This is a genomic window from Williamsia sp. z34 (assembly GCF_059553395.1).
Genome location: NZ_JCANWW010000010.1, coordinates 167,544 through 192,622 on the forward strand (window position 1 = coordinate 167,544; position 25,079 = coordinate 192,622).

Below are 25,079 nucleotides of genomic sequence, written 5' to 3' on the forward strand. Positions count from 1 at the left end.
CCCCCGACCCATCGAGAGAATCGTGACCCCCATCGTGAGCACCACTACCGCAACCAAATTCGGCACCATCGACTGGGCCGACCATGAATCCGGTGTCGTCATCCTGACCTTCGACGACCCGAGCCAATCCGTGAACACCATGAGCGCCGCGTGGTCGGAATCGCTGGGCCTGGTCCTCGACCGCCTTGCCGATGCCGCCCCGGTCGGCGTCATCCTCACTTCGGCGAAGAAGACCTTCTTCGCCGGTGGAGACCTCGGCGACCTGCTCGCGACGACCCCCGAGCAGGCCGCCGAGCTCAGCGCTTTCGCCGACGGCGTGAAAGCGATGCTGCGCAGGCTCGAGACCCTTGGGGTCCCGGTCGTCGCTGCGTTGGCGGGCAGTGCCCTGGGCGGCGGTCTGGAGATCGCACTGGCGTGCCATCACCGCCTCGCCGTGGACGATCCGTCGCTGCGGGTCGGGCTGCCAGAGGTCACGCTGGGCCTGCTGCCCGGTGGCGGCGGCGTCGTGCGCACCGTCCGCCTCCTCGGCCTGGACACCGCACTGGATCGAGTTCTGCTGTCCGGCAAGACATACACGCCGCAGCAGGCGCTCGAACTCGGGTTGCTGGACCGGGTGGTGGGCACCGTGGATGCGCTGATTCCCGCCGCGATCGAGTGGATCGGCGCCAACGCCGACGCCGCGCAGCCGTGGGACCGGAAGGAACCGATCCCCGGCGGTACCGCCTACACCCCCGCGATCGAGGCGGTCCTGCCGGCACGAGCTGCGGCGCTGCGCGCGGCGGCACACGGATCGCCCAATCCGGCAAAGGAGAACATCCTGGCCGCAGCCGTCGAGAGCACCCAGGTCGACTTCGAGTCGGCGTCCAAGATCGAGACGCGCTATTTCGTGGATCTCGCCACCGGGCCGATCTCCAAGAACATCATCCAGGGCACGTTCTTCGACAAGCAGACGATCAAGTCCGGCGCGAGCCGTCCCGCCGGATTCGCTCCTCACCGTGCCGAGTTCGTCGCCGTGCTCGGCGCCGGCATGATGGGGGCAGGAATCGCGCTGTCCTGTGCGCTGTCCGGGATGCGTGTCGCACTCAAGGACGTCGACCTGGCTGCGGCGGAACGGGGTAAGGACTACGCGCGCAAGGCGCTGTCTAAGCAGGTTGCAAGGGGTAGCCGAACCGAGGAGAGCGCTACGGTGGTCCTCGACCGCATCACCGCGGTCTCTGCGCCTGCAGATCTCGCCGGTGCTGATCTGGTCATCGAGGCGGTCTTCGAGGATCCCGCGCTCAAGAAGCAGGTGTTCGCCGAGGTGCTCGAGTTCGTCGCACCAGACGCAGTTCTGGGCTCCAACACGTCGACGCTGCCGATCACCGAGCTGGCCGACGGCGTTCGGAGCCCCGAGGACTTCATCGGGCTGCATTTTTTCTCGCCCGTCGAGCGGATGGACCTCATCGAGATCATCGTCGGGGACAAGACCAGTGACGCGACCCTGGCGAAAGCCTTCGATATCGCTCTGCAGATGCGCAAGACCCCGATCGTCGTCGGCGACGGTCGTGGATTCTTCACCAGCCGGGTGATCCTGCAGCGCCTGATCGAGGCGGCTGCGATGATCGGTGAGGGCATCGACCCGCATTCCATCGAGCAGGCATCGCTGCAGGCCGGCTACCCGGTCGGCACGCTCGCGTTGCTCGATGAGCTCACCCTGAGTCTCCCGCTGAAGATTCGCGGACAGTTCCGCGAAGTTGCCGAGCGGACCGGTGCGCCGATGGCCGAGCATCCCGGAGACGCTGTGCTGACCACGATGGTCGAAGAGATCGGCCGGCCGAGTCGTGCTGCGGGAGCGGGTTTCTACGACTACGAGGGCGGCAAACGGCAAACGATCTGGGCCGGCCTCGCCGAGGCGTTCCCGCCCGCATCCGGCGTGGCGAATCTGGCGGATCTGCGTGACCGGTTGCTCTTCTCCGAGGTGCTGGAGACGGTGAGATGCCACGAGAGCGGTGTCCTGCGCTCGGACGCCGATGCCAATGTCGGCTCATTGCTCGGCATCGGATTTCCGACCTGGACCGGCGGAACCACCCAGTTCCTGGCCGGATACCCGGGCGGCACTGCTGCCTTCGTCAAGCGAGCGACCGAACTCGCCGAGACGTACGGTGAACGCTTCGCGCCGCCGGCGTCGCTGCTGGAGCAGGTCGTGCCAGGTCAGGTCGTGACAGATGCGTAGAAACCTCTACACCGCAGAGCACGAGGCGTTCCGCTCCGCGTTCCGTACCTTCCTCGATCGCGAGGCGGTGCCCAACGTCGAGAAGTGGGAGGAGGCCGGGACGGTGGACCGGGCGTTCATCAGCGCCGCGGCGTCCGCCGGGTTCCTGGGTTTCGAGTTCCCCGACACCTATGGCGGACTGGGAATCTCGGACTTCCGCTACAACGCGGTGATGACCGAAGAAGTGGTCGCCTCCGGCATGGCCGGTGACACCTTCAGCATGCAGAACGACATCATCGTTCCGTACCTGCGAGACCTCACCGACGACGCGCAGAAGGCTCGGTGGCTGCCGAAGTTCACCGCCGGGGACTGCGTGACCGCCCTCGCGATGACCGAACCCGGCGCCGGCTCCGACCTGGCGGCGATCCGAACCACCGCACGGCGCGACGGTGACGACCTCGTCATCGACGGCACCAAGACGTTCATCACCAGCGGCGCCACCTGCGACATGGCGATAGTGCTGGTCCGGACCGGTGAAAGAGACGGCCGCGGAACATCATTCGTCGTCGTCGAAGCCGGTACTCAGGGATTCGAGCGGGGACGGCCGATGCACAAGATCGGACGCAAGGCACAGGACACCGCAGAGCTGGTGTTCACCGACTGCCGGGTGCCGGCGTCGAACATCATCGGCGAACCGGGGCGCGGATTCGGATCGGCGATGGTGAACTTGCCGCGAGAACGCATGTCGATCGCCGTGTCCGCGGTGGCATCGGCCGCGCATGCGCTGTCGCTGGCGCTCGATCATGTCCGCGACCGGGTCGCGTTCGGCGGCCCACTGGCGCAATTGCAGTCGGTGCGGATGTCGATCGCCGAGATGCACACCGACGTCGCCGTACTGCAGAACTACGTCGACCAATGCGTGCTGGCACTCGATGCAGGTGAGCTCACCGCAGACGAGGCCGCGGGGGCCAAGTACAAGGCCACCGATCTGCAATGGAACGTCATCGACACAAGCCTGCAGCTGTTCGGCGGATACGGCTACATGGAGGAGTATCCCATCGCACGGATGTGGCGCGACGCACGAATTCAGCGGATCTACGGAGGAGCGAACGAAGTCATGAAGGACCTGGTGGGTCGGGCGGTGGTGGGGCGATGAGCGCACCACTGCAAGGACATGGTGCGCTACCGCTGCGGGGACGGGTGGCACTCGTGACGGGCGGTTCGCGGGGAGCAGGGCGGGCGATCGCCTTGCGACTGGCCCGCGACGGAGCGAGTGTGGCCGTGAACTATCGACGTGATCGTGACGCTGCGGACGAGGTCGTCGACGAGATCGTCGCGGCCGGCGGAACTGCGCATGCATACCAGGCGTCCATCGACGATGCGACTGCCGTCGAGGCGATGGTCGATGCGATCGGAACCGATCTCGGTGTCGTCGATCTGCTGGTCAACAATGCCGGTTCCGCGAGTCGGGGCAACGATGTTGCCTCGACGTCTCGCGACGAGTTCGAGTCTCTGCTGAATGTCCACGCACTGGGACCGATCCGGTTGATCCAGCTCCTGTTGCCGGGTATGCGCAAGGCCGGATCCGCTCCCGGCGGGCGTGGCGACATCGTGATGATCTCCAGTAACTCGACCACGTCGGCCCCACCGAACTCGGCGCCGTACACGATGGCGAAGTCGGCGATGGAGACGTGCATGCGGACACTCGCGCGAGAGGAACTCGACCACCAGATCCACGCGAACATCGTCGCGCCCGGTCTGATTGCGACCGACATGGGACGCCGCCTGGTCTCGGCGGCACGTGGCGCCGACATCGGCGACCTCGACTCGTCGTCGCCGTTCGGCCGGGTCTGCCGGCCCGAAGACGTGGCAGGTGCGGTGGCCTTCCTGGCGTCACCCGACTCGGGCTACGTGACCGGCCAGCGCCTCGTCGTCGACGGTGGCGGCGCGAAGGCGGCATTGTTCTGATGACTGAAACCAGCATGCGGACAGATAATTTCCTCGAAAACCTCACGACCGATCTCGATCGTGCGCTGCACGCGAACGGATCCCTCACCCTGACCGACGTCGACAAACGCGGCGAAGGCAACTCGTGGGAAACCTACCTGGTCACCGCGTCTTGGAACGGAGCGGCCGGTGAAACGAATGCAACGTATGCAGTGAAGCGGCAGCCGATCAGCGGCATCGTGGGGGACTATGACGTCGCCCGGGAAGTCGCACTGCTCGAGGCCGCCGACGCGATCGGCATGCGCGTACCGAAGGTGATCTCACATGACATCGGGACCGAGGGCAACCGCGGCTGGTTTGTCATGGAGAAGGTGAACGGACAGATCCCGATGCCACCCACGGTGTCCCGGATCGTGCCGGATCCACAGACGCGGGAACGCCTGGGACGTGATGTCGCACGCGAGATGGCGCGGCTGCACACCGCCGATCCGCACGCGATGGGGCTGACCGCACTGGGGCCGGTTCCTGACCCCGGGAATACCGGTCGACTCGAGAACGACAAGTGGGCGCAGGTCTACCGCGATGTCGTCGACATCCCGATCCCGATTCTCGACCTCGCCTTCGCCTGGCTCGACCACCGCAGTGATGCCGTCTCCGGACGGGTATCACTGGTTCACAATGACTTCCGGATCGGAAATCTTGTCATCGACGATGGATCCATCACCGGGGTTCTCGACTGGGAGACCGCGCACTTCTCCGACCCGACTGCTGACATCGCCTGGTTTGCGCAGCGGACCTCGAGGGGCCGTTCACCGCTGCTGTGCAAACTGATCGAACTCGAGCCATTTCTCACCGAGTACGAGGGGGCCGGCGGCTGGCGGCCCGATGACGCGGCGCTGAACTGGTGGGCGGTGCAGTCCCTGACCAAGACAGCAGTCGGCTGTCTGCAGGCCGTCGACATCTACTCGCGCGGCGAACGAGACGAACTGCGGTATTCGAATATGGCGCACAGCGTCTACTTCAGTATCGCTTGGCTGGGAAAGATGTTGCGCGACAAAGAATGGGGCCACTGACATGACCGTCTACTCCACCGATCTCACCCAGGTGCTCGCCACCGTTCGTGAAACCCTCGTGCAGCGCGTCGCCCCAGGACTGACCGATGGCGGGGCGCGCCTGGAACTCGGCGCCGTTGTCGAGGCACTGGACAACCTCGCCGAACGGACCTCGTGGGACAGCATCGCACTGGCCGACAGCATCGCGCGGACCGAGGAGTTGGTCGCCGCGCTCGGGCTGACGGCAGCATCGGACGGCACTCTCACCGTTGAGACCCTGCGACAACAGCGCCGCAGGATCTCCGAGCGACTCGCGGACACGTACAGCGCCCCCGGGCAGGTACCCGGAATCGTGGACGCTGTGACCGAGTTCACCGGGCCCGATGTCCGAGTGCAGATCTCGACCGCGATGCGTCACAGTCTGCCGGAATGAACCGCGCCCATGCCTGCAGAAGGGTCACCTATGCGTGTGCACGATCTTCTCGACTATTGGGCGCAGAGGTTCCCCGATGAGGTGTATGTCGACGATGGGGACCGCCGGCTCACGTGGCGCGAGATGCGTGAGGCGACCCTGCAGGTAGGCAACTGGCTTGCCCGGAGGCTGAACCCGGGGGACCGGTTCGCCATGCTCGACCGGAACTCACCGGAGATGGTGGCACTGTACTTCGGCGCCTCGCGTGCGGGCGTCGTGCCCGTGCCCCTGAACTTCCGGCTGGCGCCGGTCGAGTGGCGCTACATCGTCGAGGACGCGCAGTGCCGGCTCGCCGTCGTACACGAAGATTATGCGTCGTCGTTCGGTGGAGTTTTGCCGGACGTCGCGGTGTCGGTGTTGCGAGATGACGCGCCGACGGTCCTGCACTTCGATTCGACTGTCGCGCAGAACTCGACGGAGCCGATCGAGGAGATGGTTTCGACGGACGCGGTCTATCACCAGATGTACACGAGCGGGACCACAGGAAAACCCAAGGGTGCCATGGTGACCCACCATGCGGCCTGCATGAACGCGTGGCAGATCCAGGTGGCGCTCGATTCGAACCGCAAACGCACCTTGTGCGTGATGCCGTTGTTCCATGCCGGTGCGGCACTGCAGATTCTGGCGTACACCGCGGGCGGTTGCTCGATCCGGATCGTGCGGGACTACGACCGTGACACGGTTCTTCGGTTGATGTCGGACTTGCGAATACAATTGCTGACACTCGCGCCGGCGATGATCCAGGACATGGTCGGCAGTACGCCGGTACACGAACTCGACTTCAGTGCGCTGGACCTGCTGGTGTACGGCTCCGCGCCGATGGCCGGCGAGGTGGTACAGAAGGCGATGGCTGTCTTCGGCTGTGAGTTCGCGCAGGCGTACGGGATGACCGAATGTTGCGCTGTGGCGACGATCCTGGCCCCAGAGGACCATCGTCGGGCGCTGCGGGACGACCGGAGGATCCTGACGTCCGCGGGGAGGGCGGTGTTCGGTTCGGCGGTGAAGGTCATGCGCGCTGACGGAACAGACGGTCAGGTGGGAGAGGTCGGGGAGATTCTCGTTCGTGGGCCGCAGGTGATGAGTGGCTACTGGGGGCTGCCAGAGGACACCGGGTCGACGCTGGTCGACGGTTGGCTGTGCACCGGCGACGCCGGATACATCGATGCCGAGGGTTTTCTCTACATTTCTGACCGGGTGAAGGACATGATCATCTCGGGTGGTGAGAACATCTACCCGCGTGAGATCGAAGAGGTTCTGTTCGGGATGGACGGTGTCGCCGATGTCGCCGTGATCGGCGTACCGAGTCAGCGGTGGGGTGAGAGCCCGATCGCGATCGTGGTCCGGGCCGCGGGTGCAGAGGTGTCGGCCTCCGACGTCGTGTCTCATTGCCGCGAACGCCTCGCCCGTTACAAATGTCCGGTAGAGGTCGTGTTTGTGGATGCGCTGCCGCGCAGTACAACTGGAAAGATTCTGAAACGCGAACTGCGGGAGCCGTACTGGGGCGGCGCGTCGTTGATGTGACACCGGCCGCCGGTTGAAGGGGTTCCCTTCAACCGGCGGCCGGAGGCGTATCTGTCCTAGCCGCGTGCCTTCTCCACAAAGTCCTCGGGTCGCGGTTGTGCGGTACGAGCCCAGTACTCGTTGACCGGCCACGGCGAGTTCGTCACCACCCGACCACTGGAGTTGCGGTAGTAGCTGCTGACCCCATCCATGGCATAGACCATGGCGTCGTTGGCAGCGTCGAGTTCGGCGTTGTACTGCTCATACGGCTCGGCCCGGCACTCGATCGACGACAGGTCGTCGGTCACCAACCGTGCAATCGATTCGACGACGTAACGCACCTGGGCCTCGGCGATGGTGATGTAGCTACCGCCGGGAGGATTGGTGTTGGGGCCGTAGAGGAAGAAGAGATTTGGGAACCCGGGTGTGGTGATGCCCAGATAAGCCCGTCCGTCATCGTCGGTCCAGCTCTCGCGCAACGACGTTCCCTCGCGGCCCCGGATCTCCATCGGGTACAGGTACCGCTGCTGCTGGAAGCCGGTGCACAGGATGAGCACGTCGACCTCTCGTTCTTCGCCCTCGGCCGTGACGATCCCGGTCGGTGTCAACCGTTCCACCCGATCGGTGAGCAACTCGACGTTGGGCTTGCGCAGCGTCGTGAACCAGCCGTTGTCGATGAGCAGGCGCTTGCCGAACGGTGGGTAGTCGGGCAGGGTGCGACGGACCAGATCCTCGTCATTTCCGAGCTGCTGCGTGAGGTAGGCCGTAAAGTGCGCGCGGTAGGCGTCGTTGAGGGAACTGACGAGTTTTCCCTTTTCCTCCCGCTTCGGGTCCACTGGCAGTGCGGCGTACGTGCGTTCGGTGTAGAGCCAGTACAGGCGGAACCGATACCAGCCGCGGTAGAACGGAATGTTGTCGTAGAGCCAGTGTTTCGTCGCGTCGGACTGCTCGAAGTAGTGCTCGTTGGGTGCGATCCACTGTGGCTGCCGTTGCAGCACGGTCATCGACTCCACCCGGTCGGCGATCGCCACCACCAACTGCATTGCGCTGGCACCGCTGCCGACGACGGCGACCCGCTTGCCGGTCAGGTCCAGTCCCTCCGGCCATTCCGCGGAGTGCACGATCTGGCCGGTGAAGTCCGCCGCCCCCTGGAAGTCGGGAACGAGGGGTACAGAATGCAGCCCGGCGGCCGTCACCAATGCGGTCGCCCGCAACTCCTGCGTCGCGCCGTCGGGGCCGGTGACAGTGAGGACCCAGAGCTGTTCTTCGTCGTTCCAGGTTGCTGTGTCAACGGAATGCCCGAGCCGGATCTGGTCGGTCACACCGTATTCGTCGGCGACGTCAGAGACGTAGGAAAAGATCTCGTCGCGGCGGGCGAAGTACTCCGACCAGTTCTTCGGGCGGAACGAGAACGAGTAGAGGTCACTCGGAATATCCACGCGCGCGCCGGGGTAACGATTGGACCACCACGTTCCGCCGATGTGGGAGTTGCGCTCCAGAATGGTGTAGGGGATGCCGGCCTTCTCCAGATTGATCGCACAGGTCAGCCCGGATACGCCTGCCCCGACGATCGCCACGCCGAAATCGGCTCGTGAGGAAGAGATCTGGTCACCGACATCGGCGGGGAGGTACGGACTGAAGCCGAGCTGCTCGGCGATCATCGGCGCATAGTCCTGCGAGATCGACTCGCCCATGACGGTACTCATCAGCCGGGCGAGGTCGGAGCCGGTCGGTGCCGCATGGGTCACGGGTTTGCCGTTGCACCAGTCGAGTACGGCATCGGTGACGGCATCGCGGATCTCGGCCTGCGCCTGCGCAGGGAGTCCGCCGTCGTTGAGCTCCTCGAATCCCTTGGGCGCGGCGGGACGGTAGGGGGCATCGAGCCACTTCTCTTCGCCGGTGAGCTGATACAGGACAGGTATCAGGCACCCGATGTTGCCGGCGTCGACGGCATTGCGCACGGTCGCACGGTCGAGGGCGGGATTCGGTAGGACGGTGGGGTTCATGGGTCTGCTTCCGATGATGGTTGAGGGTCAGGGAACGAAATTGGTCGATGACAGCGAGCCGCTCCGTTGTGTGTTGGTCAATCGTCCGGCGACGTTCTGGCGATCCTGCCGCGCGCTCGATGTCTCCGGAGAAGTCCGGTTGAAAGTCGTGTTAATGCTAACTATGCGAGTCGAAGAAGGTCAATGGTCATTCACCTGGCAAAAAGTGCATTGACATTAATGCTCACTATGTTACCTTACTCACACCACGGTGTGACCGAGTCGAGATCGCGGGTCCTCGTGAGATTCAAGGAGAGCGGTCGCGTTCCATTCCACCGAATGATGGCGCCACCGGACCAACATCCGCATGAAAGGCATGAACATGACTGAGACCCTGAGCCCGGAGACCCTCCCCACGCCGTCGAAGGAAGCCGACTACCTTCAGCGTGCGCGCTCTATCGCATCGCTGATCAGAGAGGAAGCGGCGGCGATCGAACGTGACCGGACGATCACCAAGCCCGTTGCCGACGCATTCGTCGAGCTCGGACTCCACGGCATGCTTGTCCCCGAGGAACTCGGCGGTGGCGGACTGCTGCCCAGTGAGGGCATGCAAGTCTTCGAAGAGGTCACCAAGGCCGACGCCTCCGTTGGTTGGGCCTGGATGGCCAGCGAATGGGGCACCTCCGGAGTGCTCGGTTATCTTCCGCCCCAGACCGCCGCGGAATTGACCAGCGGGGACGAGAAGTTCATTGCCGCAGGCCAGTTGCTGCCGCGCCACCCCGGCATCGAGGTCGAAGGTGGCTACATCATCGACGGGGACTACTCGTTCGCCAGTGGCTCGGACCACGCGACCTGGATCGGTGCAGGCTTCTTCGTCGCCGACTCCGATGGCAAGCCGATTCTCGGGGAGAACGGCCAGCCGCAGGCCCGTATCGCTTTGCTGCCCAGGGACAAGGTCGAGTTCTCCAAGAATTGGGATGTCTGGGGTCTGGCGGGCACCGGCAGCCATGACTACCGGGTGACCAAGCAGTTCGTGCCTGCCGAACACACCACCCCAACGTTCGGCGGTACCGCGACTCGCTCGGAGGTCATGTACAAGCTGACCAACGAGTTCGCCGGTGGTTTGCCCCACGCGCCGATTGCGCTCGGAATCGCCTCGCGGGCATTGGAATTGGTGGCCGAGTTGACCACCGGAAAAATGCGCCCGAACTACACCGTTCCGGTGGGCGAGGCCGACTTCTTCCGGATCGACTTCGCTCGCAAAGAAGCAGAGCTTCAGGCCGCTCGCCTCTACACCTACGAGGTCACCCGCTCGGCGGAAGCTGCGGTCGCTGCGGGTGAACCCATCACACCCGAACACATCGCGCGGGTGTCGCAGATGCTCGCCTGGGTTCACGAGGTGGCACTCGGTGTCGTCGAGTTCTCCCACCGTTGGGCAGGCACCAAGAGCATCGGCTCCACCAGCACCCTGGGCCGTTATGTTCGGGACATGCACGTGGCGACCCAGCATCTGCTCGTGGACCCGAAGATGCTGGTCGATTCCGCGGGTGTCCTGCTGCCGATCTATGCGAGCGCGCAGGACTGAAGAAGAGTTGGCAAGCCGGCCGCACCTCCGATAGGGGTGCGGCCGGCGTTTTCTGGCCTGCGGGCCCACAAGTTGGAGAGGTACCTTTCGATGGGGCACTACAAAAGCAACCTGCGCGACGTGGAGTTCAATCTGTTCGAACTGCTCGGCCGCGACGCCGTTCTCGGAACCGGACCGTTTGCCGAGGTCGACGTCGAGACTGCCAAAGTCGCTCTACGCGAGGTCGATCGTCTTGCGCGCGAGATCCTGTCCGAATCGTTCGAGGACTCCGATCGCGCCGCGACGGTGTTCGATCCGGTCGCTCACACCGTGACGGTCCCGGCGTCATACGCGGCGACGTACAAGACCTGGATGGGCGCGCAGTGGTGGCGGTTGCGCGTTCTCCCCGAACTCGGTGGCACCGCTGCGCCGAGTTCCCTCAACTGGGCACTCGCCGAGTTCGTCCTGGGGGCACATCCGACCCTCTGGACCTACGTCGGGTTCCCGACGGCCACCCGCGTCGTGTATCGGCGTGGGAACGATCGCGACAAGAGGATCGCACAGATCGTGGCGGAGAAGGGTTGGGGCTCAACGATGATGCTGACCGAGCCCGACGCCGGCTCCGATGTCGGAGCCGCACGCACGAGGGCCACGCGCAACGACGACGGGACGTGGAACATCGAAGGCGTCAAGCGGTTCATCACCGCCGGCGAGCATGACCTCGCGGACAACATCCTGCATCTGGTCCTCGCGCGACCGGCCGGCGTCGACGGTGCAGGTGGTGCCGGCACCAAGGGGCTCAGTCTCTTCCTGGTCCCGAAGTATCACTTCGATGTGGAGACCGGTGAGCTCACCGGCGAACGCAACGGTGTCTACGTCACCGGCGTCGAGAAGAAGATGGGCGTGAAGGTATCAGCGACCTGTGAGATGACGCTCGGCGACAAGGTACCCGCCCGTGGATGGCTGCTCGGTGATGTTCACGACGGCATCGGCCAGATGTTCGATGTCATCGAGGATGCGCGAATGATGGTGGGCAGTAAAGCGATCGCGACGCTGTCGACCGGCTATCTCAATGCACTCGCGTATGCAAAGGTGCGCGTGCAGGGGGCTGACATGACCCGGACCGCTGATCGGGATGCCCCCCGGGTCCCCATCACCGCGCATCCCGACATTCGGCGGTCGCTGCTGACCCAGAAGTCATATGCCGAAGGAATGCGTTCGCTGGTGTTGTACACCGCATCCTGGCAGGACGAGATCGCTGCGGGTGCTGCCGCCGGAACCGACACCGAACTCGCCGAGGCCGTCAACGACCTCCTCCTCCCGATCGTGAAAGGCTATGGTTCCGAACGCTCGTGGACCGTACTGGGGACGGAGTCGCTGCAGACGTTCGGCGGATCCGGATACCTGCAGGACTACCCGATCGAGCAGTACGTGCGGGACGCCAAGATCGACACCGTGTACGAAGGCACGACGGCAATCCAGGCGCAGGACCTCTTTTTCCGCAAGATCGCCAGAAACAGAGGCGTGGCACTCGGTCACCTGCTGGCCGAGATCACGTCGTTCACCGATGCTTCCACGGGTGGAGGCGATCTCGACGCGGAGAAAGCCCTCCTGCGGGAAGCGGTACGCGGCGTCGAGACGATCGTTGCGAAGATGACCGCCGACCTCATGGCGTCCGATTCGAAAGTCGACGGGGGGCGGGCGGAGAACGTCTACAAGGTCGGGCTCAACACAACCAGGTTGATGTACGTTCTCGGTGACGTCGTGGTGGCTTGGCTCTTGCTGCGTAGTGCTGTGATCGCACTCGAGGCGCTCGATGCCGGCCCCACGCAGGCCGACAAGGCCTTCTATGAGGGCAAGGTGGCGGCGGCGAAATTTTTCGCGCACAATGTTCTTCCACTCGTTCCGGCGCACGTCCGGATCGCCACCGAAGTCGATGATTCGGTGATGAGCCTGTCGGAAGAGGCGTTCTAGCGTTCACCGGGACCGACCGGCGCAGGACCAATCACGCCCGAGTCGCAAGACTCGGGCGTGACCTGTCAGTTCCAGTACGGCGCTTTCAAGCGGCGCTTGAACAGCTTCCCGGTGTCTTCGCGCGGCAGGTTCTGTTCGAACACGACAACCTTGGGTACTTTGTACTTCGCGAGCCGGGACGCGACATGTGCGCGCACGTCCTCGGCGGTGAGGGTTCTTCCGGCGTCCGGTTGAACGTGTGCCGCAATGGATTCGCCGAAGTCCGGATCGGGTATCCCGAATACCGCCACATCGGCGACGCCTTCGAGGTTGAGGATCGCCGATTCGATTTCGGTGGGGTAGATGTTGACGCCGCCGGAGATGATCATGTCACCTCGGCGATCACTGAGATACAGATAGCCGTCGGCGTCGACGTATCCGATGTCGCCGACGGTGAGGTAGTCGTCGTACCCGTCCGGTGTCAATTCCCGGCGCTTCGCGTCGTTGCCCAGGTAGGTGAAGTCCGGCCACGACGAGAACGGCCTGAGGTAGATGTCACCTTCGTGTCCGACGGCTGCGCGCGTTCCGTCGTCGGACAGGATCAGTACATCGGCATCGGCGAGCGGCTTGCCGACGGTTCCTTGGTGGGTGAGCCATTCGGCGCTCGAACACGCCACAGCGGCACCGGATTCCGATCCTCCATAGTATTCGTGGACTATCGGGCCGAACCAGTCGATCAGCGCGTGTTTCACATCTACCGGACAGGGCGCCGCGGCGTGTACGACGCCGGTCAGCGATGTCAGGTCATAGCGTTCCCGGATCGCCGCCGGTAGCTTCAACAAGCGCACGAACATGGTGGGTACCGCCTGAACATGCTCGATGCGGTGCTGCGCGACAAGGCGTAGCAGTTCCTCCGCATCGAATCGCGGCATGATCTCGATGTTCATCCCAAGAGCGAAGGCGAACTGAAATTGTGTATTCGGGGCGGTGTGGTACATCGGCGCGGCGACGAGTGTTGTTCGCGCAGCACCGAATGCAAAGGCTTCGACCACCACTTTGTGCAGATCCGCGACCTGGTCCGCGGCGATCGGCTGACGGAGGATACCCTTCGGCAGCCCAGTCGTTCCCGATGTGTAGATGACGCTCATCGGTGGCTCGTTCGACGTGGCTGCGTGGGGTTCGTGGGTACGGACCAGGGTCTCGAGATCCGGGTACCGCCCGGAGAGCTCAGGTCTGGAGATCTTGTATGCCGACGTGATCGATTCGGGTACCTCGACCTCCACGATCTTCGTGTTGTCCGGCAGCACGGCCTCGACTGTGGGGAGAAGGTCGGTGTGCACGAACACCACCCGTGACCCGCTGTCGGACAACACATGCCCGAGGTCGTCCGAGTTGCCGTGCCAATTGGCCGGCACCGGTACGGCGCCGATGGCCGAGCCGGCGAGGGTAGCCTCGACGAACCGGATCTCGTTGCGCAGCACCAGCGCGTATCGATCCCCGTGTTCGACCCCAAGACCTACCAGCGCCGCGGCCAATCGTGAAGCGCGGTCGGTGACCTCGGCGTGAGTGCGAACATCTGTGCCGCAGCGAATGATCCGATCAGTTCGCACTACTTTCCCTCCTGGGTCCGTGAGTCGGGCCGAACGATGCACAACGCATCGACGGCAACCAACCCGTCCTCGGTGACGAGCACCGGGTTGATGTCAAGAGATTCGATCCAATCGTGGCAGGCCGCCGACAACTTCCCGATTCCCACCAGGAGGTCCGCAAGCTGCCCGAGATGCCACGGGGCTGCGCCCCGGTACCCGTGCATGAGTCGCAGGTCCCGGAACTCTTCGATGAGTGCCTCGGCGTCAACTCGGGTCAGCGGTGCCGGGCGTCCGCCGACCCGTCCGAGAATCTCCACGAGGATGCCGCCGATGCCCAGCACCACCATCGGACCCAGCTCGCTTCCACCTTCGATACCGACCAGCAATTCTCCGCGCGCGGCAGTCATCGGCTGCACCACGACGACATCGGAGACGCCGTGCCGGGCCGCGATCGCCCGCATGCTCGCGACGGAGTCGGCGAGGCCTTCGCGGGGAATTGCCAGACGCACGGCGCCGAGTTCGGTGCGGTGTGGAACGTCCGCCAGCTTCACCGCATACGGCCCGTCGAAATCGGGCGCGACCTGGTCCTTCGCCCCGACGAGCGAGTACGGTGCGATCGGCACACCGAAGCTCGACAACAGGTCCATGGCGTGACCGAAGGGCAAGAAGGGGCGACCGTCGCCGGTCTCGGGGAAGGGGCCGGTGGGGCGGGGCAGAGGCGCGACTGCTTCGGCTGGTGGGTGCGAGGTGCCGCGATTGCGGACAAACGTACCCATCGTCCGCAGTCCCCGCAGTGTCCCGCGCAGCCCGTAACCGATGGCGACGGAACCGTCGGTGCCGATCACGTCGGACGCATACGAACCGACCGGCCCTGCCCCGGCTGCGATCGCGACGGGCTTTCCGTGCCGACGTGCGGCTTGCACGCAATCGTCGATGAGCCTTCGGTAGACCGGTGAATCGTCACCCTGCCCCCACATGTTCACGAATACGACGGCGTCGAGCTCAGGCGAGCCGACGTAGCGTTCGACGATGTCGGACCAGAAGGTCGCGCCGAACCCGGTGGTGTCGAGCGGGTTGGGTACGGTGATACCGGGAATCGTGTCGGCGACCCACTCAGTGAGACTGTCCAGGGGCGGAAGGGTGAGCCCCTCGGCTTCGGCGAGATCGAATGCGAGAGAGGCGAACCCGCCGGTCCCTGCGACAACTGCGATGTTCTCTACGGAGTTCCACTTCGCCGGGTCGAGCTGATCGACGATCGACAGACGGTCGACGAGTTCTTCGATGTCGTGCGCAGGCTGGATCCCGGCATGACCGAACGCGACGTCATACGCCCAGGCGTTTCCGGCCAGTGCTCCGGTGTGTGACGCCGCCATCTGCTGTGTGCGGCTACTTCGCGCGAGTTTGAGTGCGACGATTGGTTTCCCGGCTTCGATGCAACGCCGCGCCGCGGCGAAGAAGGCCTCTGGACGACGAATGCTCTCCACGATGAGTCCGATGGCAGACGTGTCCGGGTCGCCGGCGAGGAAGTCGAGATAGTCGGCGATGTCCGTGGTTGCCTCGTTGCCCGCCGAGATGAGGCGTGAGATGCCGACACCGGTCCGACGAGCCGCCTCGATGGCGACGCCACCGATCATCGCTCCGCTGTGGGACACGACGGACACTCCACCGGCCGGCGGATGATAGTTCGCCGACGCGGTGAGATTCAGACTGCGGGGAACACTGATGTAACCCAAGCTATTCGGGCCGACCATCGCCAACCGGCCGCGTTTCGCCGCCGAGACCAGTCGTGACTGCAGCGCGGCGCCGTCCGCACCGAGTTCGGAAAAGCCTGCCGCGTAGACGATGAGACCTCCGCAGTCGAGATCAGCGCACTCCTCGGCCAGTGCCACGGTCCGCTCGGCCGACATCATCGACAGCACCGCATCGATCGGACCCGGGATGTCGGAGATGGACCGGTAGGCCGGCACACCGAGGACCTCGGCCGCCGTTGGATGGACGAAAAAGACCTGGGCCGCACTCTGCAACGTCGGAGCGATGAAGGGCGCCGCCGGGGACTTGTCGCTGAGTCCGACCACGGCGATGGTCTTCGGGTTGAGGAGTCGGTCGAGGGTCGACTCCGCGCCGACGCCGTGGTCGGCCGCGGGAGCATCGTGTGAGGTGACGGTCATGTCTGGGATCTCCGGTTCATCGGCGCGTGGTCGCACGTGATCGTGCGTGGCGCGCGTGGATAAGACGTTGTCGGCGGTGCCGCTGCGAAACGGATGTGTCCGGACCCGTCAGGCGCGAGTTCCGGCGCGGGGCCCGGGACACCGGGTATTGGGTACTGCACAAAAAGTACCTTGTGAAGACTGATTCTGGTAGTGATCGGCCTATTGGCCGAGAAAGTCCAGGAAAACTCTTCCGTAGTTAGTATGAACTATGTAATATCAATCACAACGCCGACCGTGCCCGGGTGTCGGCATCCACATTCATCTCGGAGGAATCATGGCCAGGACCCCTGCTCTCGAACGCGTAGAAAAGATGTACTTGGAGGGCTTTCCCGATCCTGAGACGGCAACGGTCGATGATCTGCGTGAGGCCTATGACCGCCTGTTCCTACAGTTCGAACTCCCTGTCGGCGTAGTGCCCGTCGAAGGTGACGTCGATGGTGTGCCGACCCTGACCGTCGCAGCTTCGGGCGCCACCACAGACAAGGTCCTCGTCTGGTTCCACGGCGGCGGCAACATCATGGGCACCGCGCGCGGGTTCCAAGAGCTCGGCCACAATTTGTCGCGCGCATCCGGAATGTCGGTGGTACTGGCCGACTTCCGGCGGGCGCCGGAGCATCCGTTCCCGGCTGCAGGCGACGACGCGGTTACCGTCATCTCCGCACTCGTCGCAAAGCACGGTGCGAAAAATGTTGCGGTGGGCGGTGATTCGGCAGGTGGGGGACTGGTACTCGCCGCGCTCGTCGCGTTGCGTGAGCGGGGCGAAGCCTTGCCCGCTGCGGCGGTCTTCATCTCTCCGCTGCTCGACATCACCGCAAGCGGTGGCACCATCGACGAGTTCGACGGCGTCGACATCGCGGTGTCGCGCGGTTCGATCGGCAACATCAGTGCTGCGTACCTACAGGGGCATGACCCCGCCGACCCGAAGGCGTCGCCCCTGTTCGCGGAGTTGAATGATCTTCCTCCGGCGCTCTTCATGGTCGGTTCCAAGGAGGTGCTCCTCGATGATTCACGGCGTGCGGCCGAGAAGATCGTCGAAGCAGGCGGTTCTGCGAGCGTTTCCGCTTACGACGACATGGTTCACGTGTGGCCGCTCTTCTCGGCGATTCTCCCCGAGGGCATCGAGGCCGCAGACGAGGCCGGGGCTTTCCTTCGGAAGAACCTCTGCGACTGATCCACCCCCCGTCACCCACGAAAGGTCTGCCGACATGGCTGAACATCAACTCGACGAACTGACGTCACGATTCCGTGATGCCATGGCAACAGTCTGCACGCCGGTTGCGGTGGTGACAGCCATGGACGGACAACGTCCACATGGCACCACCGTGAGCGCCTTTGCGTCCCTGTCGATGTCACCGCCGTCATTCCTCGTCTCGCTCGATCGGGGCTCGGAGTTGTTGGGCCTGGTGCTGGCCTCTGGAGCGTTTGGGATGAACGTTCTCGGCAGCGAGCAGTCGGCGCTTGCCGCACAGTTCGCGCGGAAAGGCGCTGACAAGTTCGACGGCGTGACGTGGCGCGTGGACGCCGGTGTGCCGCGCATCGCCCAAGTGCCTCACTGGATGGCGGCAGAGGTGATGGCGACGACCGAGGTTGCCGATCACATCGTCGTATTCGGTCGGGTGATCGACGTGGTGAGTGAGACGATTGCGCCCCTGACCTACCATGCGCGAAGTTTCGGCACTCACGCCGCGTTGCCGCCGACGAGCAGCGTGGTGCGTCGATGACGACGACCTGTGAACACGACGGAGCCCTTGCGCGGGCCCGCGACTCTTTTGCGGCGGTGTTCGGGAACGGGCGGCTCGGCCTCGGCGAGTTGCGGCGCAACCTCGACACAATGATGACCGAATCCGCACTCGCGGAGGATGTCTCGGTCGAAGAAGTCGTTGTCGGCGATGTTGCGGCGCTCCAGGTGACCGCCGGCGTCGGTACCGGGGCCGGGGCCGGGGTACTCGTCTGGTTCCACGGTGGTGGCTATGTCATGGGCAGTCCCCGCGGATACGCCCACGCCGCCGCCGCCCTGTCGCGCGCACTGCGGATGCCGGTGATCGTTCCCGACTACCGGTTGGCACCAGAACATCCGTTTCCCGCCGCGCTCGACGACGCGGCAGCAGTCGTTGATGCAGTAGTTGCGCGATATGGCGCCGAGAACGTCGCGGTCGGGGGTGACTCCGCAGGCGGCGGTCTCACGTGTGCGGTACTGGTTCATGCCCGGCAACGCGGTGCGACCCTCCCCGCGGTCGCCGTCGCCGTCTCACCGCTCGCCGACTTCACGGCGTCGGGTGCGAGCATCGAGTCCAATCGCGAGACGGACCCGGTGATCACGGCGCGTTCGCTCCGCAATCTGGCCGCTGCATATCTATGTGATCATGACCGTTCGCTTCCTCTGGCCTCACCGGTGTTCGCTGATCTCGCCGGATTACCTCCGATCCTGTTTCTGGCCAGTGACAGCGAAATTCTTCTCGACGACGCGGTTCGCCTTGACGAACGGGTGCGGGCGGGCGGTGGTATCAGCGTCCTCTCGGTCTACCCCGACACCTGCCACGCGTGGACGCTCTTCACCGATCTTCTTCCTGCGGCGCGAGAAGGCGTAGCCGAGATATCGGACTTCATCAGGCAAGTACTGCCATAACGACGGCGTGGGAACCTGAAACCTGTCGAATCCGAGGCCGCCGAGGGTAAATAGCCCTTGGCGGTCTGGTATTTGACAGTTTCCAGGGTCATTTTCTTGGCACGGGCAGAAACCACTTACAAACAGGCTGGACTGTTTCTTAGTTCTCAGCTAGCCTCGCTGTGTGGCGACGAACACATCAACGACCGATGGCACGAACGGGTCTGACAACCCGGCTGTGACGCCCAGTCGTACCCAGGCGCAGCGGACCGCGGAGATGCGGGCCCGGTTGCTCGACGCGGCGATCGGTTGCCTCATCGACAAGGGATACGCCGGGACGAGCACCCAGGAGATCTCCCGCCGGGCGGGTGTCTCTAGAGGGGCGCAGCTCCATCACTTTCCGACCAAGGAATCACTGGTGGTCGCGGCCGTCGAGCATCTGGTCGAGCAACGACTGGCCGAGATGCTCGACGCCCATGTGGCGGATGACAAGGCCGGCGTCGAACTGTTTCTCGTTGCCTTCTCCGGACCGCTCTTCTACGCTGCGCTCGAATTGTGGATCGCCGCGCGTACCGATCCGGTGCTGCACGCTGCGGTCCTGCCCCTCGAGGCCCGGGTCAACGAGGCCATCCAGGCCGGGAGCGCGGCGATCTTCGGTGACCGGATGTCGCCGGAAGCCATCGAGATCAGCGTTGAACTGGCCAGGGGACTGGCGGTTTCGGCTCTTTTTCGCAATGACACAACCGACCGGGAGATGCGTGCGCGCCTCGTCCCGATATGGGAGGCAATGGTGACCCGTACATGAGTACTCAACCCGCAGGCGCAGCTTCACTGGCAGCGTTGCCGGCGCAGGTGCACACGTTGATCGTCGGAACCGGTTTTGCCGGGATGGCCGCAGCGCACAAGATCCTGACCGAAAAGACCTCATCCGATGTGGTGCTCATCGAACGTGCATCCGATGTGGGCGGCACCTGGCGCGACAACACCTATCCCGGTGCGGCGTGCGATGTCCCGAGCAACCTGTACTCGTTCTCTTTCGCGCCGAGCCCCTCGTGGACGCACAACTACGCCCGTCAGCCGGAGATCTTCGACTATCTGAAGTCGGTGGCAGACCGTCACGGGATGCGTGAGCGGACGCTCTTCGACTGTGAGTTGCTCGGTGCGTGGTGGGATCCGGCCACCTCCCGGTGGCGGGTCGAGACCTCGCGTGGTGTCACATCGGCGCAGGTGCTGGTGGCGGCGACGGGCACACTGTCGAATCCGAGCTTTCCGCAGGTCCCCGGGATCGGAGATTTCACCGGGACGATGTTCCACAGTGCCACCTGGGACCACAGTTTCGATCCGGCGGGCAAACGCATCGCGGTGGTCGGAACGGGTGCCTCAGCCATCCAATTTGTGCCCGAATTGGCCGACCCCGCAGAACATCTCACTGTTTTCCAGCGCACACCGGCATGGATCATCCCCCGGCTCGATCGCTCGATCGGCAGACTGGAACGCACCCTGTACAAAGTGCTGCCTGCCTCGCAGAAGCTCGCCAGGGGTGGCCTCTACGTGTACCGCGAGGGCTATGTCCTGGCCTTGGCGAAGTTCACGTTCCTCTTGCCGCTGTTCAAGCTGCTCGCGAAGAGCCAGCTGCGCAGACAGGTGAAAGATCCGGTGTTGCGGAAGAAGCTGACGCCGAAGTTCACCATCGGTTGCAAGCGGATGCTGCTGTCCAACACCTGGCTTCGGACCCTGGCCCGACCCGATGTGAATCTCGTGGACACCGCGGTGACGGCAATGACCGCGGACGGGGTGGTCGACGGACACGGCGTGGAACACAAGGTCGACGCGGTGGTCTTCGGTACCGGGTTCACTGCGACGGAACCACCGGTGGCACAGGTGCTGCACGGGGCCGACGGCCGCAGCCTTGCCGAAACCTGGGACGGCAGCCCCAGCGCCTACCGGGGGACGTCGGTGAACGGCTTCCCGAATCTGTTCCTGATGTATGGGCCGAACACCAATCTCGGGCACAGCTCGATCGTGTACATGCTGGAATCGCAGGCGAACTACGTCAATTCGGCGATCGCGCAGATGGCCGACCGGAAGTTGTCCAGCATCGACGTCACGAGTGAGGCCCAAGAGGCCTACAACGCGGACATCGACGAACAGTTGACCGATACCGTCTGGAACGCCGGCGGATGCTCCAGCTGGTACTTCGACCGCAACGGACGCAACTCCGTCATGTGGCCGACGTTCACCTGGGAGTTCCGCAAGCTCCTGCGCACAACAGATCTTAACGACTTCGAACTCGGCAGCGGCGCGGTGACCCCGCAGCCCCGGGAAAGTGAGCCTGCATGAACGACTATGACGTGGTGGTTGTCGGATCCGGTTTCGGTGGTTCGGTGGCCGCACTCCGTCTGGCCGAAAAGGGCTACAAGGTAGCAGTTTTGGAGGCAGGACGACGCTTCGAAGACGACGAGCTGCCCAAGACCAGCTGGCGACTGCGCAAGTATCTGTGGGCGCCGTGGATGGGTTGTTATGGTCTGCAACGCATACACCTGCTGCCCGATGTCCTGGTGATGGCCGGGGCGGGGGTGGGTGGTGGATCGCTGAACTTTGCCAACACCCTGTACCAGCCGCCGAGGCGTTTTTTCGAAGACCCGCAATGGGGTGATATCACCGACTGGTTCGACGAACTCGACCCCTACTACGACCAGGCCCGACGGATGCTGGGCGTTGTCGACAACCCGAGCGTGACGGCCGCCGACAAGGTCATGCGCGAGGTGGCCGAGGACATGGGCGTCGGCTCGACGTTCACCACCACGCCGGTGGGTGTGCTGTTCGGCAATCCCGGTGAGCGGGTGGCGGATCCGTTCTTCGGTGGTACCGGCCCCGAGCGGACGGCCTGCACCGAATGCGGGTCCTGCATGACCGGTTGCCGGGTGGGTGCCAAGAACACTCTGGTGAAAAACTACCTGCATCTCGCCGAGAGAGCCGGCGTGACGGTCCTGCCGTTGACCACGGTGCGTGCGGTCCGTCCGGCGTCCGGCGGATTCGAAGTCGTCACCCGGCGTACCGGGGCCAAGCTGCGTCGTCGTGAGAAGAGTATCTTCACCGGTCAGGTGGTCTTCGCTGCCGGAACCTACGGCACGCAGAAGTTGTTGCTCGCGATGAAGGAGACCGGTGAGCTGCCAGAGCTCTCCGATCAGCTGGGTTCGGTGGTGCGCACCAACTCCGAGGCCGTGCTCGCCGCGACCGCTCGCAACCGGGATATCGACTACACCAACGGTGTGGCCATCACATCGTCGTTCCATCCGGATGACCACACGCACATCGAGCCGGTTCGATACGGCAAGGGCAGCAACGCCATCGGACTGTTGCAGACGGTGTTGTCCGATGGCGGCGGGCGAACACCTCGGATACTCAAGACGGCCGGTGTTGCGCTACGTCATCCGGGCGCGTTCGTCCGGAGCCTGTCGGTGCGGCATTGGTCGGAGAAGACCGTCATCGCCTTGGTCATGCAGACCGATGACAACTCACTCGAGCTGGCGTCCAAGCGCGGCATCTTCGGCCGTAAGCTGACCAGCCGGCCCGGCTCGGGAAATCCGCCTCCTGAGTGGATCCCGCAGGGACATACGGCGATCCGCTTGCTCGCCGACAAGATCGGCGGCGATCCGGGCGGGTCGATGGCCGAGGTGGTCAACATCCCGATGACCGCACACTTCCTGGGCGGCTGCGTGATCGGCGCGGATGCCGAGCACGGTGTGGTCGATCCGTATCACCGCGTCTTCGGCCATCCCGGGCTGCATGTTGTCGACGGGTCGGCGGTGAGCGCGAACCTGGGCGTCAACCCTTCCCTGACCATCACCGCGCAGGCAGAACGTGCGATTGCGTTGTGGCCGAACAAAGGCGACGTCGACCGTCGCCCCGAGGTGGGCGAGGGGTACGTGCGACTCGCCCCCGTGCCACCCACCGCGCCGGTGGTTCCGCCGGATGCCCGCGGGGCGTTACGGCTGCCCCTGTTCGTGACCGGTTCCGAGACGATGAAGGGGGCCTGCTGATGTGGAGCGTGATCGAATCCGAAGGTGCTCCGGAGCAGCTACCGATCAGCTCGCCGCCGCCGTGGCCGGCGTCGGTGCGGGCCACCATCTGGTGGCATCGGGCCACCGAAGAGGCGGTGGTCCTCGGTGGCGGGGCATCGACCATCAACATCACCGTCGGAATGGTCGTCGACTACCTGGACTCGCCGGTCGGACCGTATCGCGAGATCCTGGCCAGTCCGGTGCTCCGGCGGCCCGGGGGTGGGCTCGGGTTGATGCCTCGCCTGTCGGTGCCATTCATTGCCGTCGACTCCGCGGCCTCGGTTCACGGAGGTCGTTCCCACTGGAAGCTGCCAAAAGTGCTCGCCGATTTCACCGGCGATGTTCTCGCGGGTGCCGGTGTCTCGGGCCGGGACTGGTTGGTGCAGACCCAGTCCGACGGGCGCGGGCCGTCCTTCCCGATCAAGGGATCACTCGGGTTTGCGCAACCGGCAGACCGCGGGCTGGACATTGCCGCGACCAGACTGACGGGCCGGGCTCGCTACGCGAAGGTCGCTGTCCTCGCCGAGGGACCGACCCTGTCCAGTTGGCTCAAGACCGGCACTCACCACGGGCTGCAGATCGTCTCCGGAACGATGGAGACCGGTACGGCCCGCACCATCCCGGCCTGAGCTCACCAACCTTCCCCGGCCCCACCCGTCGAGCGTGCCGAAACTACCGTCTTGGGCTCAAGGAGTCGTTGCAACACCCTGACGATATGGGGTGATGTCGATGGGTACGCCACCGGTGCCGGTGTTGAAGGTTCGAACGTTTTGGCATTTGAAAGCAGCTGGGTGGTCCACGGCGCGGGCTGCGACACGCGCTGGGTTTTCGGTCCGATACGGCGGGAAGTTGGTGCACAAGCATGGTGGGGTGATCCCCACTGTGGTGCTACCTCAGATTGTCTCCGACTGCGGCTCGGGTCCTGCTGGACGTTATCTGTCATTGGACGAACGAGACTTGATAGCGGGCAAACGCACTGCGGGGCTATCGATTCGGGCGATCTCCCGGGATCTTCGGCGTAGTCCGTCGACGATTTCCCGGGAGATCAACCGCAACACGATGAGCCATAAACGGTATGCCGCCGGCGCAGCTCAACGCCTCGCTGAACAACGATTACCGCGACCGAAACCCCGCAAAGTGGTCACCAACGCTCGGTTGGGGCAGTACGTGTGGGAGAAGTTCAGCTGCCAGCAACGCTGGTCGCCGGAGCAGATCAGTACCCGCCTGGTGCTCGATTTCCCGGATGATGAATCTATGCGGATCAGCCCGGAAACGATCTATCAAAGCCTCTATGTTTTCCCCCGCGGGGAACTTAAAGCTGAGGTCAAACGGTGTTTACGGACCGGCAGGACGATCCGTAAACCCCATCGTCAGGCTGATGGGCGCCGCGACATAGTTCCCAAGGAGCTACTCATTGCCAATCGCCCGCCCGATGTTGAAGACCGGGCACTGCCTGGCGATTGGGAAGGCGACTGCATCGTCGGCAAAGACAATCAGTCCCAGATCGGAACGTTGGTCGACCGGATGACCCGATATGTGATTTTGCTGCACCTTCCTCACACGCGCACCGGCGAGGAGATGCGTGATGCGATGCGCGTTGCGATCGGCGAGTTGCCGACGACGTTGAAGCGGTCGATCACGTGGGATCAGGGTTCGGAAATGCGTGGGGCACATCGTGATATCGCTATTGATCATGATCTGTCGGTCTGGTTCTGCAATCCGCACTCGCCGTGGGAGCGTGGCACCAACGAAAACACCAATGGGTTGCTACGCCAATATTTTCCGAAGGGTACGGATCTGTCTGTTCATTCTGCCGCGTACCTCGATGAGGTTGCTGAGGCTCTCAATAATCGGCCGCGGAAGGCGCTCGATTTCAGGACACCAAACGAGGCGATGGCTGCGCTGCTAGATTCAGCGGATTGATGGTGTTGCGACGATCACTGGAAT

General features: G+C 64.1%; 18 protein-coding genes and 1 pseudogene. 16 read left to right on the forward strand and 3 right to left on the reverse strand.

The window, feature by feature from the left end; translation table 11 throughout:
- The first annotated feature begins 34 nt into the window (after positions 1-34).
- The 6 genes from AC51GT_RS22050 to AC51GT_RS22075 are packed head-to-tail and all read left to right on the forward strand — an operon-like array spanning position 35 to position 7,183.
- Positions 35-2,212, forward strand: coding sequence for a 3-hydroxyacyl-CoA dehydrogenase NAD-binding domain-containing protein (locus AC51GT_RS22050; protein ID WP_496330163.1), 2,178 nt, complete (start codon positions 35-37; stop codon positions 2,210-2,212).
- Entirely contained in the window at positions 2,205-3,347 is a 1,143-nt protein-coding gene (locus tag AC51GT_RS22055) for an acyl-CoA dehydrogenase family protein (protein WP_496326022.1), read from the forward strand. Before AC51GT_RS22050 ends, AC51GT_RS22055 begins: the two co-directional genes overlap by 8 nt.
- The gene (locus AC51GT_RS22060; protein ID WP_496326021.1) at positions 3,344-4,159 is read left to right on the forward strand and encodes an SDR family NAD(P)-dependent oxidoreductase; all 816 of its coding nucleotides are present in this window, start codon (positions 3,344-3,346) and stop codon (positions 4,157-4,159) included. The genes AC51GT_RS22055 and AC51GT_RS22060 overlap by 4 nt, the downstream gene beginning before the upstream one ends.
- Positions 4,159-5,211 carry a phosphotransferase family protein gene (locus tag AC51GT_RS22065; RefSeq protein ID WP_496326020.1) on the forward strand — a complete coding sequence of 351 codons (1,053 nt, stop codon included), beginning with the start codon at positions 4,159-4,161 and terminating at the stop codon, positions 5,209-5,211. The genes AC51GT_RS22060 and AC51GT_RS22065 overlap by 1 nt, the downstream gene beginning before the upstream one ends.
- Before the next feature lies 1 nt (position 5,212).
- The gene (locus tag AC51GT_RS22070; protein ID WP_496330164.1) at positions 5,213-5,623 is read left to right on the forward strand and encodes a hypothetical protein; all 411 of its coding nucleotides are present in this window, start codon (positions 5,213-5,215) and stop codon (positions 5,621-5,623) included.
- A 30-nt stretch (positions 5,624-5,653) separates the two neighbouring features.
- Positions 5,654-7,183 carry a long-chain-fatty-acid--CoA ligase gene (locus AC51GT_RS22075; protein WP_496326018.1) on the forward strand — a complete coding sequence of 510 codons (1,530 nt, stop codon included), beginning with the start codon at positions 5,654-5,656 and terminating at the stop codon, positions 7,181-7,183.
- A gap of 56 nt (positions 7,184-7,239) precedes the next feature.
- Here the strand turns inward: AC51GT_RS22075 and AC51GT_RS22080 are convergent, their stop codons facing one another.
- Positions 7,240-9,168: a flavin-containing monooxygenase gene (locus tag AC51GT_RS22080; RefSeq protein ID WP_496326017.1), complete on the reverse strand. Its 1,929-nt coding sequence runs from the start codon at positions 9,166-9,168 to the stop codon at positions 7,240-7,242.
- A gap of 361 nt (positions 9,169-9,529) precedes the next feature.
- Between AC51GT_RS22080 and AC51GT_RS22085 the strand changes: the two genes are divergently transcribed.
- Both AC51GT_RS22085 and AC51GT_RS22090 read left to right on the forward strand, forming a co-directional pair.
- Positions 9,530-10,732 carry an acyl-CoA dehydrogenase family protein gene (locus tag AC51GT_RS22085; RefSeq protein ID WP_496330165.1) on the forward strand — a complete coding sequence of 401 codons (1,203 nt, stop codon included), beginning with the start codon at positions 9,530-9,532 and terminating at the stop codon, positions 10,730-10,732.
- Positions 10,733-10,822: 90 nt separating this feature from the next.
- On the forward strand, positions 10,823-12,685 hold the full coding sequence (locus AC51GT_RS22090; protein WP_496326015.1) for an acyl-CoA dehydrogenase: 1,863 nt from the start codon (positions 10,823-10,825) through the stop codon (positions 12,683-12,685).
- A gap of 65 nt (positions 12,686-12,750) precedes the next feature.
- Here AC51GT_RS22090 and AC51GT_RS22095 read toward each other — a convergent pair whose 3' ends face one another.
- Positions 12,751-14,274 (reverse strand): AMP-binding protein, encoded by a 1,524-nt coding sequence (locus AC51GT_RS22095; protein WP_496330166.1) that lies wholly within the window; start codon positions 14,272-14,274, stop codon positions 12,751-12,753.
- Positions 14,274-16,421: an acetate--CoA ligase family protein gene (locus AC51GT_RS22100; RefSeq protein WP_496330167.1), complete on the reverse strand. Its 2,148-nt coding sequence runs from the start codon at positions 16,419-16,421 to the stop codon at positions 14,274-14,276. The genes AC51GT_RS22095 and AC51GT_RS22100 overlap by 1 nt, the downstream gene beginning before the upstream one ends.
- A 316-nt stretch (positions 16,422-16,737) precedes the next feature.
- Between AC51GT_RS22100 and AC51GT_RS22105 the strand changes: the two genes are divergently transcribed.
- The 8 genes and pseudogenes from AC51GT_RS22105 to AC51GT_RS22140 all read left to right on the forward strand — a co-directional run.
- Complete coding sequence (locus tag AC51GT_RS22105; protein ID WP_496330168.1) at positions 16,738-17,634, forward strand: alpha/beta hydrolase; 897 nt, start codon at positions 16,738-16,740, stop codon at positions 17,632-17,634.
- A gap of 34 nt (positions 17,635-17,668) precedes the next feature.
- Positions 17,669-18,184 (forward strand): flavin reductase family protein, encoded by a 516-nt coding sequence (locus AC51GT_RS22110; protein WP_496326011.1) that lies wholly within the window; start codon positions 17,669-17,671, stop codon positions 18,182-18,184.
- Entirely contained in the window at positions 18,181-19,089 is a 909-nt protein-coding gene (locus tag AC51GT_RS22115) for an alpha/beta hydrolase fold domain-containing protein (RefSeq protein ID WP_496326010.1), read from the forward strand. The genes AC51GT_RS22110 and AC51GT_RS22115 overlap by 4 nt, the downstream gene beginning before the upstream one ends.
- Before the next feature lie 256 nt (positions 19,090-19,345).
- Positions 19,346-19,873: a TetR/AcrR family transcriptional regulator gene (locus AC51GT_RS22120; RefSeq protein WP_496330181.1), complete on the forward strand. Its 528-nt coding sequence runs from the start codon at positions 19,346-19,348 to the stop codon at positions 19,871-19,873.
- Complete coding sequence (locus tag AC51GT_RS22125) at positions 19,870-21,408, forward strand: flavin-containing monooxygenase (protein WP_496330169.1); 1,539 nt, start codon at positions 19,870-19,872, stop codon at positions 21,406-21,408. Before AC51GT_RS22120 ends, AC51GT_RS22125 begins: the two co-directional genes overlap by 4 nt.
- Positions 21,405-23,111, forward strand: a complete 1,707-nt coding sequence (locus AC51GT_RS22130; RefSeq protein WP_496330170.1) for a GMC oxidoreductase — start codon at positions 21,405-21,407, stop codon at positions 23,109-23,111. Before AC51GT_RS22125 ends, AC51GT_RS22130 begins: the two co-directional genes overlap by 4 nt.
- Positions 23,111-23,761: a hypothetical protein gene (locus AC51GT_RS22135; RefSeq protein ID WP_496330171.1), complete on the forward strand. Its 651-nt coding sequence runs from the start codon at positions 23,111-23,113 to the stop codon at positions 23,759-23,761. Before AC51GT_RS22130 ends, AC51GT_RS22135 begins: the two co-directional genes overlap by 1 nt.
- A gap of 94 nt (positions 23,762-23,855) precedes the next feature.
- Positions 23,856-25,079, forward strand: a pseudogene (locus AC51GT_RS22140) (IS30 family transposase); the annotation flags it as partial.